12 protein-coding genes and 1 pseudogene are annotated in these 14503 nt (G+C 44.0%); 2 read left to right on the top strand and 11 right to left on the bottom strand.

What is annotated here, in order from left to right; translation table 11 throughout:
* Positions 1 to 13 precede the first annotated feature (13 nt).
* The 5 genes and pseudogenes from EWV68_RS02065 to EWV68_RS02045 form a co-directional block, all read right to left on the bottom strand.
* Positions 14 to 1666 (bottom strand): lipoxygenase family protein, encoded by a 1653-nt coding sequence (locus EWV68_RS02065; protein WP_287168650.1) that lies wholly within the window; start codon positions 1664 to 1666, stop codon positions 14 to 16.
* A gap of 319 nt (positions 1667 to 1985) precedes the next feature.
* Positions 1986 to 2861 carry a glycine--tRNA ligase subunit alpha gene (glyQ, locus tag EWV68_RS02060; RefSeq protein ID WP_004162850.1) on the bottom strand — a complete coding sequence of 292 codons (876 nt, stop codon included), beginning with the start codon at positions 2859 to 2861 and terminating at the stop codon, positions 1986 to 1988.
* Positions 2862 to 3037: 176 nt separating this feature from the next.
* On the bottom strand, positions 3038 to 3961 hold the full coding sequence (locus EWV68_RS02055) for a serine/threonine protein kinase (RefSeq protein ID WP_287168648.1): 924 nt from the start codon (positions 3959 to 3961) through the stop codon (positions 3038 to 3040).
* Between the two features lie 165 nt (positions 3962 to 4126).
* Positions 4127 to 4222 (bottom strand): annotated as a pseudogene (locus EWV68_RS02050) (type II toxin-antitoxin system VapC family toxin); the annotation flags it as partial.
* A gap of 220 nt (positions 4223 to 4442) precedes the next feature.
* Entirely contained in the window at positions 4443 to 6017 is a 1575-nt protein-coding gene (locus EWV68_RS02045) for an SUMF1/EgtB/PvdO family nonheme iron enzyme (protein WP_287168646.1), read from the bottom strand.
* 592 nt (positions 6018 to 6609) lie between these two features.
* Between EWV68_RS02045 and hemC the strand changes: the two genes are divergently transcribed.
* Entirely contained in the window at positions 6610 to 7569 is a 960-nt protein-coding gene (hemC, locus tag EWV68_RS02040) for a hydroxymethylbilane synthase (protein WP_012266932.1), read from the top strand.
* A 185-nt stretch (positions 7570 to 7754) separates the two neighbouring features.
* Here the strand turns inward: hemC and EWV68_RS02035 are convergent, their stop codons facing one another.
* The 6 genes from EWV68_RS02035 to EWV68_RS02010 form a co-directional block, all read right to left on the bottom strand.
* Positions 7755 to 8066: a ferredoxin gene (locus EWV68_RS02035; protein ID WP_287168644.1), complete on the bottom strand. Its 312-nt coding sequence runs from the start codon at positions 8064 to 8066 to the stop codon at positions 7755 to 7757.
* A 312-nt stretch (positions 8067 to 8378) separates the two neighbouring features.
* Positions 8379 to 9149: a peroxiredoxin-like family protein gene (locus tag EWV68_RS02030; protein ID WP_287168643.1), complete on the bottom strand. Its 771-nt coding sequence runs from the start codon at positions 9147 to 9149 to the stop codon at positions 8379 to 8381.
* Positions 9146 to 10282 carry an anhydro-N-acetylmuramic acid kinase gene (locus tag EWV68_RS02025; RefSeq protein ID WP_425184210.1) on the bottom strand — a complete coding sequence of 379 codons (1137 nt, stop codon included), beginning with the start codon at positions 10280 to 10282 and terminating at the stop codon, positions 9146 to 9148. Before EWV68_RS02025 ends, EWV68_RS02030 begins: the two co-directional genes overlap by 4 nt.
* 33 nt (positions 10283 to 10315) lie before the next feature.
* Positions 10316 to 10525, bottom strand: a complete 210-nt coding sequence (thiS, locus tag EWV68_RS02020) for a sulfur carrier protein ThiS (RefSeq protein ID WP_002751314.1) — start codon at positions 10523 to 10525, stop codon at positions 10316 to 10318.
* 275 nt (positions 10526 to 10800) lie between these two features.
* On the bottom strand, positions 10801 to 11817 hold the full coding sequence (locus EWV68_RS02015) for a thiamine phosphate synthase (RefSeq protein WP_287168642.1): 1017 nt from the start codon (positions 11815 to 11817) through the stop codon (positions 10801 to 10803).
* 227 nt (positions 11818 to 12044) lie between these two features.
* On the bottom strand, positions 12045 to 12656 hold the full coding sequence (locus EWV68_RS02010) for an IS607 family transposase (protein ID WP_287168641.1): 612 nt from the start codon (positions 12654 to 12656) through the stop codon (positions 12045 to 12047).
* A gap of 777 nt (positions 12657 to 13433) precedes the next feature.
* Between EWV68_RS02010 and EWV68_RS02005 the strand changes: the two genes are divergently transcribed.
* A complete protein-coding gene (locus tag EWV68_RS02005) occupies positions 13434 to 14078 on the top strand; it encodes a PEP-CTERM sorting domain-containing protein (RefSeq protein ID WP_287168640.1) in 645 nt (214 codons plus the stop codon).
* The last annotated feature ends 425 nt before the right edge of the window (positions 14079 to 14503 follow it).

Below are 14503 nucleotides of genomic sequence, written 5' to 3'. Positions count from 1 at the left end.
ACTCAGGCTAAAATCAAATATTGATACTATTGGGTATGCGAGAGGGTTTCAGGAAAATATAAGGCGTAAATCGGGTTAAATTGCGCCGATCAATCTCATTTTCGATCGCTTTTAATTTAGCTTGGAAAACCGCCAAAATCGGGTAAGCACGTTGATCTGGGAAAGCACTTCGGGATGGATAACCAAAACGGTTGAATTGAAAAGCTGTTAAAGTGTGCATAATTTCCAATTGATAAGTGGCCTGGGCCTGGGGGGGCAAAAGACGGAGAATATAATCCATATCCACCTCCTCAGATGCTTTGGGAGGAGATTGATAACCGGCTAGGGGAATATTGGGGCTAAAGGCGAGATAATCGTATTGAGGATAATTAACCGCTGCGTGTTGTGGTCCGGCCACAAAAATTATCTGGGTGACAACTTCGACTAATTTGGCCAAAGTGTCTAATTCTCCGTCAGAAACTAATTTTTTGATGCCTCCACCTTCAGGTGACATCAATTTTCGCGCCCAAGCTTGTAATTCTGTATCCTCGTTTACATCCGCGTCGGAAGTATAGTAAAGACTTAGGTAATCTTTGACGTAGGTTTCCGTTGCTTGCCAAAGTAAGAGAGCATCGTCTCGGTAGGGGTAATCTGGTAGTAGGGAGGTATCATCGACTTGGCGGAAGGCTAATTGCTTGGGTAGGGTATAATCGGCGAAATTATCCAATCTTTGACGATAGGAAGTCTTAATTAGCTCGATAGATGCTTCTAGCGTCCCCGCTAATAGACGATCAACGAATCCGCCTGGGCTAATTAACTCGCTCTCGGCTAAAGTATTAATAGCGAGGGTAAATTGAAAATGAGGTTTTAATAGAATTGCCAGAGGATGATTGAGTGCTAACTCGGTAGCTGTGGCTAAAACAAAAGCTTCCGCTACTAAATGGGTATGGCTGAGGTGACTAACTAATTCATGATGATTTCCGTCGGCAATTTGCACGAAAATCTTCGCCATTAACCAATTAAGTCCGTCATCGGGGGTATAGATGCGCTGATTAGGTACGGTCGGATCCTGATACAATTGAATGGCAACCGGTACTAATCCCCCTTGACCCCGTAAACCCCTAGCGCGCCAACAGAAAAGGACAAGAGGTGCTGTTGCGGTTTTCATACCCCTTTGATAACTGCCTAAAGTTAGGTGGTGTAGGGGGGCATAATCTGCTAGAAATAAGTTACCCTTAGCGGCTTCCGAGGCAATGGTTTTATCGGGTCCCATGGCTTTTTGGAAGATGGCATCGCTGACGGGAAAATTATTTGGTAAGCTGCTAATCCCGCGGATTACCATGGGATTTGCTCCCGCTAATCTTTGGTAGGCAAAACTTGTGTTAGATTGCCAAGTTTTAATGCTTGTGGGTTGGGGAAGGATAGGAAAAAGTTGTTCGTAATCTTCTAATTTGTCAAAGGGATCGAAGATATTTTCTACCCTTGTGGCGACTCCATTGGCAATTAAAGCACTGAAACCTTTACCCCGCATTACTTGATAGGAAATAGAAAAGTTTTCGTGGGTAGGTAAATCTTTGACGAGGGTGATACCATTAACGGAATCATAAATGTACACTTGTTTTTGTCGTCTTAATAGATCTTGTCTTTTGACTGGATCAGGATCATTTTTTGGGAGCGATGGTATCATCAAAGTAACTCCTTGTCTAAAAAATTAGAACTTAAAAAACTTAGTCTTTTTCCTGGCACTAATAGGCTAGTCAAAGTAAAGAATTACCTCCAACAAAAGGGTCTTTTGAGGCGAATTACCGGCTAGATATAGTGTCACCCACTAATATACAGCTAGAACTGGGTTAGATTCCCGAAATATTGCATCGGTTTGTAAAACTTAATATATTAATTCTCGCACCTATGAGGTGCAAAGTTGCTGGTTTGAGGTTGGGGAGATTTTATCAGTGAACAGTAAACAGTGAACTGAAAACTCCCATCTGATAACTGATAACTGATTGCTAAACCGTTTGTAGGGGAAAACCTAAAGCTTCCCGTTGCTGTAAATACAATTGAGCAACCTGTCGAGCTAAATTGCGAATTCTGCCGATATAACGGGTTCTTTCAGCTACAGCAATCACACCTCTAGCATCGAGTAAATTAAAAGTATGGGAACATTTGAGAACATAATCTAGACTGGGAATCACCAGAGAGCGATCGATTAATTGTTTAGCTTCCTGTTCATATAAACTGAATAAACTAAATAATAACTCAGGATTGGAAGCCTCAAAATTGTAGGTACATTGTTCGATTTCATTTTGCAGAAAAATATCACCGTAGAGGATATTTTCATTCCATTGAATTTTATTAATTGCCTCTACATCTTGCAGATACATGGCTAATCTTTCTAAACCGTAGGTAATTTCGATCGCCACGGGACGACAATCGATACCTCCACACTGTTGAAAGTAGGTAAATTGGGTGATTTCCATACCATCTAACCACACTTCCCAACCCACACCCCAAGCGCCGAGGGTGGGAGATTCCCAGTTATCTTCCACGAAGCGAATATCGTGATCTTCTGGGTTAATTCCTAACACCCGCAGGGAGTCTAAATAGATTTCCTGAATATTATCAGGAGAGGGTTTAATTAGGACTTGATATTGATAGTAATGCTGAAAACGATTGGGATTTTCGCCATAACGGCCATCCGTTGGACGACGACAGGGTTCCACATAGGCAACGGCCCAAGGTTCCGGACCAATTGCCCTTAAAAAAGTGTGGGGACTCATGGTTCCCGCACCTTTTTCGGTATCATAGGGTTGAGCAACTAAACAACCGCGATCAGCCCAAAATTCATTTAATTTAGCGATAACAGCTTGGAAAGTTAGAGACATGGGAAAAAGTAAAAAAGCGGGTTAGGGGTTGGGGAAGTGGGAATTATAAATTATAAATTATGAATTGGGAAGTGGGGAAGTGGGGAAGTGGGGAGCTTTTCAGTGATCAGTAAACAGTAAACAGTGAACTGATAACTGATAACTGATAACTGATAACTGTCTCCTGACGGTTAAAGTCATTGACTTACTTTTAACTGCAAGCGAAAGTGAACGGGGGTAGAAGATTGGGGGAGAATAACTAATTCATAAAATCCCTCTTCGGGTAATTGACCAGACCATTGCCGATCGCTAGACTTGTCTAAAAGGGTAATATTACCCGTGGGAGAGTAGAAAGATAGTAAAACTTCGCCTTCCGTCTCTAAATTTAAGTCTAACCGATCACTGGAACGCAATTTTATTGCATAGGCTTTTCCTTGTCCCTCGCTGAGAATTGCCTCGATCACTTCCTCTCCCCCCGCGTCTAAACTTTCGATCGCTTGGTAGGATAGGCCAGACTGTAAAGATTGTAACTGATTCCAGGCCAAACCACTCCATAGTTGACCTAAGCCGTTATCAAAATTTGGTCTTTCTGTCAATTCGGGAAATAGCTGAAAAAAAGCAGTATCAGTGAGTAAATTAAGGACTCTACTGCTTAATCGTAACTGATTCACTTGTTCTCGCCATTTTTCTCGCTGTTGCTCGTCGTAGCTACCTAATGCTTCTCTAGTGCCAGAATCGAGACGTTCTAAGCGATCGAGGATTTCTGCTGCTAAAATATCTCTTTGTTCCTGTTTCTGTTTTTCCTCTTTGATATCCCCATAGCGGAGTTTAAACAATTCATTGACGAGATTTTTAAAAAACTGACCATCAATTCCCAACTCTAGACGGCGCTTTCTCATCTCGGCTTTCCGTTGCCATGCCGGATCTGTGGCAGAATTAAAATTATTTTCCTCCGTGGCAAAAACGGGTTTAACGGTTTCGGGTTGATTGCTGTGTTTAACCCACTGTTTCCCGATTAACCAGCCTATTGCCGCCGATAGTAACATCAAGAGGCAAAAAATAGCGATCCTGCCGGAACAGCCGAGAAAAACGGGCGATTTATTCCGAGAATTGGCGGCCATTGTCTCCTTAGACGATTTGGGGTTTTGATATTTAAAGATGAGATTAACACAAATAATAGGCTAAGACGCATTTTAAGTGCCTATCCTTAGATTAGCTGAATCTCCCCCAATCCCTTTACCATCGCCTCTTGTCTCATCTCAACAAGCAGTTTAAACACAAGGACAGCTTATCTCAATATTAGCCGCCACAATAATATCTCTGCGGGGTCGAGCAGTTAGGTAGCCTAAGATACTGGTTTCAATATAGACGGTTTCGCTCACGGCCATAGGAGAAAATCTATCCAACGTCCATCATACCCTATTTAATTGTCGTCAACCCAACCTTGCATCTTCATCGGCTCGCGTCCTGTAGGACTGCTCCCAAAAAGGCAAAAGCTCCCCAGGACGCACCCTAGAAAATCTCAAAAAAAAATCGACCCGCCTAAGGGCGGGAAAAAGAGAAAAAGAGAAAAAGGGTAAAAAGGGAAAAAGGGAAAAAGGGTTACAGAGTCCTCCCGAATACGCAGACTACCCGAAAACCGTAATAGTTGTAGCGGATGACGCGGCGGTTGAAGTCGTTGCGAAACGCGGAACGGCAGTAAGTAGGATAGGTGCCCCAGGAACCGCCCCGCACTGGAGAACAATTATCATTACCATTTTTTATCCAAGCACTGCCATCCCTTGGCGCTCCGATATAGTTATCGTGCCAATCGTCTTCGCACCATTCCCAAACATTGCCACTCATGTCATAGAGTCCCCAAGCATTGGGTTTTTTCTGTCCCACAGGATGAGTTTTATCCTGAGAATTTGCGCTATACCAAGCGTAATCTCCTAACCGATTAGCATCATCACCGAAATAATAGCGAGTGGTTGTCCCCGCACGACAAGCATATTCCCATTCCGCTTCCGTCGGTAGGCGATAGGTTTTTCCTGTTATTTGACTCAATTTTTGACAAAAGGCTTGAGCATCGTTCCAACTAACATTTTCTACTGGATTTTGGGGATTATTTTTAAACCAAGAGGGATTTTTTCCCATTACCGCTTCATATTGTGCCTGAGTCACTGGATATTTCCCAATCGCAAAACTGTTTAATTTAACTTGGTGTGGAGGCTTTTCCCAATCACTGTCAGCAGATCCCATGAGAAATTGACCTGCTGGTAAGCTCACCATCTCCAGTGTGACTCGATTGGGTAGTTTTTCGGTAAATGGAGTAGGTGAAACAGGCTTTTTGACTGCTGCCGGTGCTGGTGGAGGTGACGGGGGAGAATTCAATCCCACAGGTTGTAAGGCATTTAAAACCTGTTGTGCTGTCCATCTTTGTTTTCTATCTTTTTGCAAACACCCTTCAATAATCGGTTTAAACTCTTTCGGTAAACTGGGGATTTGTAGCTCACAATTCATCACCTTTGCCATTAACTGGTTAATATCATTATTAAACTTATAGGGAAGTTGATTAGTCGTCATTTCGATTAACATAATACCTAATGACCACAAATCCCAAGCTGAGGAAATATCCCCCCTAAAGGCTTCGGGAGGCATATAAATAATTGTACCGCTATTGTGGACTGTTTGAGTGTGGCTTTTGTTATTTAAAGTTCTAATTAAGCCAAAATCTGCTAACTTGTATTGTTGATTAACCTTGAGGATATTACCCGGTTTTAAATCTCGATGCACTTTATTTTGTCCATGAAGATAATTTAAACCTTGGGCGACTTGAGCAGTAATATTTTTAATCTCATCCGATGATAAACCGCCTTTGGCAATGTGATTTTCTAGGCTACCCTGTGCCAATTCCATCACTAAATAAAGCATCTCTGTATTGAGAAAACGAAATTCCCCCACTGAATAAGCCTTAATTAAATTAGAATGTTCTAACTTTCTGGCATTTTTTAACTCAATTAATTTATCATCGCTACTTTCGGGAATAACTTTAACAGCAACTTCTTGAACCGATGTATTTCTGACCATTTCACTAGCATGAAATACACCCCCAAAACCACCCGCACCGAGAAATTTATTAAGACGATAAGGGCCTATTTGTTGCCCTTCTAACATCTTCATCATTTGGTCTAGCATAATAATAACTCCTGAATTAACCAATTTTTACGTTGTGTAACTATCCTATTAAGTGAGTGGTTATAATTATTAAATTGAAGATAGATTGTGCCTTTGATCCCCCCTTGATCCCCCCTTGATAAGGGGGGATCGAACCTAAAATCCATTTTTAATTTAATTATAACCAGCTACTTTAGCCAATTTGTCCGTTCAAACATTGTCATTAGTTAGACCCTGTTGCAACGTTTGTCCCTCTATTTTAACCTAGGCTTTCAGCTTTGCTGTCAGTGGGGAATAATGGTTTTGCTATGTTTAATCCAACCTATAGCCGCAAAAACTCTTACCTCATCATCCCATTCTAATAAGCTGCCCGCACATTTAAATTGCTTGTTGAGATGAGGCAAGAGGCCATAGTAAAGGGATTGGGAGAGATTAAACAAACCTATGACTATTTCCCGAAAACCCCATCACCCCATCCCCCTATTTGCCTAAAAATATTAAGAGATGTAACTATTTATGCCTAACCTAGAAAGTGATTACTCAACAGGGGTGAGATCAGGATAGTCTAGATCGAGCAGTCCGATAGATGTTTAGTTAAATTCCTACTTCAGATATGTCCGTTTCTAGTCCTCCTCGTTCCCTGCGTATCGGTTCGCGTAAAAGTCAGTTAGCCCTAGTACAAACCTATTGGGTACAGGCAGAATTGAGTAAACACCACCCCCATCGACAGTTTGAGGTGGAGACGATGAGTACCCAAGGCGATAAAATTCTCGATGTGGCCCTAGCGAAAATCGGTGATAAGGGTTTATTTACCAAAGAACTAGAAGTGGGAATGTTGGATAGATCGATCGATCTTGCCGTCCATTCTCTCAAGGATCTGCCCACTAATTTGCCCGAAGGCTTAATCTTGGGTTGCGTCACGGAAAGAGTTAATCCGGCCGATGCTTTGGTGGTAAATAGCCAAAACCAAGACTATCAATTAGACACTTTACCGGAAGGTGCGGTGGTGGGGACTTCTTCCCTGCGGCGATTGGCCCAGTTGCGTTACCATTATCCCCATCTGACTTTTAAAGATGTGCGCGGCAATGTCAACACCCGTCTGGCAAAACTGGACGCGGGAGAATACGACGCGATTATTCTGGCAGTAGCGGGATTGGAAAGGTTAGGATTAGGCGATCGAGTTCATCAGGTTATTCCGGCGGAGATTTCTCTCCATGCGGTGGGACAGGGGGCTTTAGGGATAGAATGCCGCGATGCCGATCCGGAGGTTTTGGAAGTCCTAAAAGTGTTGGAACACGCCCCTAGTCGCGATAGATGCTATGCTGAACGCGCTTTTTTACGGGAGTTGGAGGGGGGTTGTCAAGTTCCCATCGGAGTAAATACGGCGATCGAGGATGGTATCCTAACTTTAACGGGTATGGTGGCTAGTCTCGACGGTAAGCGCCTGATTAAGGACTCGGTTAGCGGTGATCCTAGCCATGGGGAAGTCTTAGGACGAGATTTAGCCCATAAAGTGCGCGAGGCTGGTGCTGGAGAGATTTTAGCCCAGATTTTCGCTGAAGTGGGACGATAATCAGTGATCAGCGCCCATTAACCCTACACCTCACACCCTGCCGCTGCAGGATTAATTTTTGGGCTTTATCTCACTGTCGAGTCAAGAGGCAAAAATACAAATAAAGCGAGAACTGTCGCCCTTGCAGTTCCCGCTCTATTATTGTTGTATTGTTGGAGTATCTAACCCCCGAATATTGAGTTAAATTAGTACAAATCTTCTTCTTTGTGGGTGACGATCACACAGTCAGAAGTAGGATAGGCAACACAGGTGAGGACATAACGCGCTTCAATTTGATCGTCATCTAAGAAGGATTGCTCGGATTGATCAACGCTACCGGATTCGATTTTACCAGCGCAAGCAGAACAAGCACCAGCACGGCAAGAAGAAGGTAAATCTAATCCTTTTTCTTCCGCTACCTCGAGAATATATTCATTATCGGGAACATCAATTGTATGGTCGCCATTGGGTGTTTTCAGGGTGACTTTATAAGTGGTTGTCTTTATTTTCTTTGCCATAGGTTGTTCCTCAGTCTCAAAATCCCTTCTCTCCCCGTTTAGACTGAACGGGTCGAATGAGTTTCCTTTTTGATACTACGGGAAAATTTACCCGGCTCAACTTACCATTAGTAATGACAGCCTTAAATAAACTTAAAATAATATTTACTTATCTCTTGAGTAAATAACTCCCGATAGTTGTGGTTGAATCGTCAAATAATTTCATCAATCTTTAGGTAATAAGTGGTCGGACAACATTAAAGTTTTTTAGCCATCAGCTGGAAAAGCTAAAAGTCAAGAGTTGGGAGTGGGCGAGATGCAGAAGAAAAAAGCTTAATCCTGCAAAAAAGCGAGAGGATAACTCATATTCTCAGCAAAACCCAAGATACCTTGATCCCGATGCTCATAGAGTAAATTTCCTTGATTATCAAATAAAAAAGTCCCTCCCCGTTGGGTGAGATAACTGCTATCGGGGATATATGTTGACCAATTGCCCAAAACTTGACTCATATTACGAAGTCTCAGGGTGGCTAATTCAAAAGGTCGCTGAAAACCTTGACCCCCAGCAAGATTGAATAGGGAACCCCGGAAAGGTGGTAAAGGCCGCGCTTGCATTGTTTCCTCCTCGGCAATTAATTGGGGGGCTTTGCGATCGCCAAGATAACCCCGCAGCACTTCGGCCAGAGTCCCCGGACTACCCACACCCGCACACATAAAAATTAGATTTAACCAGGCATTTTGCCCGGGAGAAAACCCAGGTAATTTTAACGATAAACCGCAATAAAGTCCTAATAAATTGTGTAATTCAGCTTTGGGGTCAACAAAAAGCCAATCTTGCCGAAATTTCGTATATTCAGCGAATTTTAACCCTGAATTGCGATCGCCGATACCGATGGCACGAATGGTTATCCCGGCATTTTGCCAAAGGGCTGCCTCTTTTTCTAACCACCAAGCGTATTCGAGACTATCAAAATCTCCCAATTGCGGCCAAACAAGAATTAAAAGACGTTTATAGTCGGCACAATCGCTTAAAATTGGCACTATTTGCCCATCGCTGACCCTTTGGCGTTGAATTGTTGAAAATATTTCATAGCTGCTGCTCATCTGTAAATTTCTCCTAATAAAACCGCTGCTTTTGCCCCCGTGACTTGCGGTAAATTACCGGGGAAATTGTGCCAGCGCCAATAGGCCAAAAGGGCAAAAGCGATCGCTTCTTTAAAATCGCTATTTAATCCTACCTCATCGGTGGTCAAAAGCTTGACATTTGACCCCAAATGTGCTATGAGTCGTTGGCGCAGGTAGGCATTACGAGCGCCACCACCGCAGAGCAGCACCTCCGCGGGCATTTCTGGCAAAAAGGTTTGATAGCTGTGGGCGATCGAAATGGCGGTTAAATCGGTTAAACTAGCCAACCAGTCGGCATCACTGAGGCAATAAGCTTGGGCATCCTCGTGCAATTGGGCTAGATAGGCGGGGCTAAATAACTCTCTGCCAGTGGATTTAGGGGGATATTGTTGAAAATAAGGCTCCTGTAGCCATTTATGAACTAATTCGGAGCAGGGTTGACCCTGAGCGGACCATTGACCGTTATGGTCGTAGGTTTGTTGGCCTTGGCTCAAAAATTGTACGGCCAAATCGATGAGGACGTTGCCGGGGCCAGTATCCCAACCGAAAATTTTTTGCTGCCAATTTTCCCTTTGTCGGGGGGGTAGATAGGTTAAATTGCCAATACCGCCGATATTTTGGACGCAGCGGGTTTTAGTGGGGTGAGAAAGCAGATAAGCGTCAATTTTCGGCACTAGGGGCGCACCGTGACCAGCTTGGGCGATATCGGCAGCGCGAAAATTACTAATGGTGGGAATACGGGTAATTTTTGCGATCGCTGCTCCCCGTCCTAATTGTACCGTGTAACCGAGGCGATCGTTTGCGGGGGGTCGATGAAAAACGGTTTGACCGTGACTGCCGATTAATTGGGCTTTTGGGGCTTCTTTTTGGATATTTAAAGCGGCACGGGCGAATTCTGCGGCGATATCATCATCTAAGCTGGCTAAAGCTTCAAGGTCGAGCTTTTCTCCCCCACAGACTTGTAAAATTGTCTCGCGTAATCGGGGGGAATAGGGATAGGTTTCCCCTGCTAATAACTGCACCTGTGGAGATTCCACTGTACCGCTAATCTCCACTAAAGCGGTATCGATGCCATCCACCGATGTGCCACTGATTAAACCGATAACTAACAAGTTTTTTCCCTCAAGTGTCGATTGTTGATTATTTTATCCCCCCCCGACAATAGTAACAATTTCTAATTTATCCCCCTCCTTGATTTCCGTGTTTTCCCAATACTGACGATGGAGGATTTCCCCGTTATATTCCACTGCAACTAACCGAGGATTCATGCCCAAATTTTCTAACATTTGCGGTAGTTTAGTTGCGGGTAAACAGGTTTGAGTTTTGCCGTTGATTTGCAAGGTTATTTCTGACATGGATTTGGATACGAACAAATGAATTAATCGGAGTATTTAGGAGACAGGAGACAGGAGTTGAGAGTTGGGGTTTTAGGGTTTTAGGGTATTAGTTGAAATTCCCCTATCTCCCCACTCCCCCATTTCCCCATTTTTCCACACCCTACACCCCACACCCCACACCCCACACCCCACACCCTACACCCTACACCCCACACCCTACACCCCACACCCTACACCCCACACCCCACACCCCACACCCCACACCCCACACCCCACACCCTACACCCTACACCCTACTTTAATTGGTCTAATAATTGTTGTGTCACCACATCGGGGTGCTGCGCTTCCATGATGGCCCGGACTACAGCTACCTGTTGCGCTCCTGCCTCTAAAACCTCTTTAATGTTACTACTATCAATACCACCGATCGCAAACCAGGGTAAAGGGCAATTTTCCCGCGCATAACGGACATATTCCAATCCTGCCGGGGTTTTTCCTGCTTTGGTGGGGGTGGCATAAACCGGCCCGACTCCCACATAATCGGCCTTTTCTTGGATTGCTTTGGCCATCTCTTGGGGATTAGTGGTGGACCGGCCGATAATTGCCGTCGGGCCGAGAAATTGCCGCGCTAGGGAAACTGGTAGATCCTGTTGGCCGAGATGAACACCATCGGCATGAATGGCCTTAGCAATATCAACGCGATCGTTCATAATAAATAAAGCATCATAACGGTGGCATAACTCACACAGTTTAGCGGCTTCTTCTAAACGAATGGTATCAGCGGCGGTTTTATGGCGGTACTGCACCAATTTTAAACCTCCTTTTAGGGCTAATTCAACGATTTCTAACAGATTTTCGGTAGGAGAAGTGACTAGATAGAGGGGAGATCCTTGCAGTCTTTCCAGAGGTGGCGAGATTAATAGTTTACTCTCTAGCTGATAAACCCGATAGCGCAGCTGTTTACAGGCTATCCCTAGCTCCAGATCATAGAGTTTACCGTATTCTTCTAAAACCCTAAAAGCCTCCTGTACGCGAGCGAGATTGGCCTGCAGCAGTCCCTCGACAGTCTCCCGGATTTCTTCCCTGGGATGGCTTAAATCCCTGCCGATATCGCCGGCCGTGTCCCGATGTCGTTTAAGATCGATCGAGTGCCAACTAGCTAATTGATGGCGCATTTCTTTACATTCTTGGGCTAAATCGGGATTATCTAAGCCAAAACGACACCATTCTTCGATAATTCGCAGTCCTTCTCTGGCGCGGTCAAGGTTAGCATCGAGAATCCGTTTAATCGCCGTGGTTTCTAGTTTCATTTGCCGTCAATGTGGATGTCAATACAGCCGTTAGCCAATTTGATCCCCCTCAATCCAGCTTGGAAAACGGAACTTTCCTGGTTTCCCCCCTTTTTTAAGGGGGGCAAGGGGGGATCATATTCTCTTTATCATCTCAAATATTACTATTCTTGGCCCTGGTTCGGGGAACAGCAGGCGGCATCAGACAGGCAACAAAGAGGGAGGAGAAACCCAGGCCAAGGATAATTTTAAGCCACACGGACATCCTTAAGCGCCCCTAGGTATTCTAGTAATTGCTGATGAGCCGGGTTATGTAGTGGGTAGAGATGATCGTAACAGATGGTGACGAGGGCTTGCAGATCGTCCACTAAATCCTCAGCTGCAATGGATTCCTGGGGTTGATTGAGGATAATGACTTGGATTTTGAAGAGACGGCACAAACCCAAAATAAAATCATGACAAAAGAGACTAATAGTTTCCGCATGGGTTAAAACTAGACATTTCACCTCACCGTGACAAATCATCTCCACTAGACGCATAAAATTAGGGCGATTGTAGCTGACCCCGTTGCCGATATCGGTGAGAATTTCAAAGGGTTGACCCTGCTGATGGCAAAATTCTTCTAACGCTTTTATCTGGGTGTCTAATTGGGGTTTTTGTTCAGGTCGATTAACACGAGCATAGCCAATAATCAATGGGGTTGCTTGACCAGATTGTAAGATATCTTCCGGTCGAAATCGGCGATGACCGCCGCGGGTACGAATTGAGACAATTTTACCCTGTTGTTCCCAGCGCCGGAGGGTTTTAATGCTAACTCCGAGTAAATCGGAAGCTTCTCGAATAGTTATGAAAGCATTCATAGTATATAAGCTGTTAAGTAGGGTTTGCGGCAAAAAGTTTGTTGGTGGGGCTAGGAGTCAGGAGTCAGTAAGAATTGCGGCAATTTACATTTCTTAAGATGGACAACAGAATTTATGTCCGACTACTTAACTTAACCCAGTTTTAATTAAAGAAATTTCTCGAGAGAGAATCGTCCAACTTTAGACAGTCAGTTGTCCACTTTTATACTGCCATTGCCCCACACTGGTGACTATAGATGATTTAGGAAAATTAGTCATACCTCTTTAGATAGAGATATTAAACGGGATTTTTGGTCTTTCTAAAACCTGAGTTTGTCCGGGGGTTTTGGGGTGACATTTTTGTAGGAGCAAAAGGAAGTTACTGTAGGGATGAATTGCCTTTCTCCCGTTTTCCCCGTTAGGGAGTTGATTGCCATCGAACTCCAGTTTTGACTGTCAAAACTGTTAAGTTTTATACATTGTACCTCTCTTGATTAAGTTTTGTAAAGAATTGAGAGATTTTTTTTTTGAACTAGAGCCTGTTTATTTGTCCAACTTTCACCAAATATCTTGGGTATATTTGTCAAGTTTTGGGTAGTTATCTTCAATAAAAACTGCTATAAATTGGACAAAAAATAGATAAATATTGCCGAAAAATTTTTTCTAAAACACTTGTTTTTTTTGAAAAGTTTCGCTATAGTTCTGTCAAGTCACACAAAAAGTTATCAGCGAGCTTAACGCTTGCTTAACTTCTTTTGATGGCTATAGTACACACAATTAACGCTGGATAATTCAGTTATGATGACAACCAACAAATTAACCAAAACTTTTGCTTCTGGCTCCCTAGCCATCGGGGTTCTCGCCGGCGCGGTGCTTACCGCTACCAGTGCCAGTGCCGCGGTGTTAACTTGGGGGGAATGGACGAGCGGACAGGATCTTATTCAAGGCGACAAAATAGTTAAGTACGTCGGTGGTACCATTGGGGCTGAGGCGGTGGATAAAGTTGCGCTGACCCAGATGGGTGATCATTATTATTTCCGATACGATGCTATGGACGGTCTCGCTGATACCAATAAGGGTCCCGGGGGGTCTTTCACATATACAATCGGGGTCACTGACCCCAACAAGTCTATTGTCGGGGTTGACCTGGATTCAAACGTATCATCCAACTACGGGACTGTAACCGAGACATTTGGTGAGATATCTAATGTCTTAGTTTCAACTAACGGCTCACAGGTCCCTCCTAGCGGTTTCATCGGTATCCCCGCTCAGACACTGTTGACCGTCACAAATACCCTAGTTAATACTAATCCTGGCACTGAAGGTCTATTCGACATCCAAAATTCTTTCCATCAAACAACCGTTCCCGAACCTGGTACTATCCTCGGACTTTTGGCAGTGGGTGGTTTAGGATTGGTTTCCCGCTTCAAGAAACAAAAATAACAGTTACCAATGTCTTGTACACATTGATAACTGTGACGTTGAACAAGAATAGCTAAAGGTTAGATGCCCTGTTTGGTTTTCTAGCTTTTAGCTTTCCCTGTAAGTATTGATTCTAACGCGAATAGGGGATAGGGGATAGGGAAATAGGGAGATGGGGAAATAGGGAGATGGGGAAATTTCACCTAAATTCCCCACTACCCCAACACCCCAACCCCCAACCCGCAACCTCCATCACCCTATAAAAATCGCCCATGTTCTCTATCTACATCCTTACCCTTGACATCCTCGCCGCCGTAAACGGACGGTGATTCCCAAACCTCACGATTTGGGTTTCTGCTTCTTTCCCGAAGGATTTTTCGCACCTGCCTTAACAGATTTACTCTGTTCTGGTCTTATGGTCGCTCTACAGACTGACACCGCAAGCC

This window comes from Microcystis sp. M_QC_C_20170808_M9Col, from assembly GCF_007095495.1.
Lineage (GTDB): Bacteria > Cyanobacteriota > Cyanobacteriia > Cyanobacteriales > Microcystaceae > Microcystis > Microcystis aeruginosa.
This window is presented reverse-complemented; position numbering and strand designations above follow the sequence as displayed.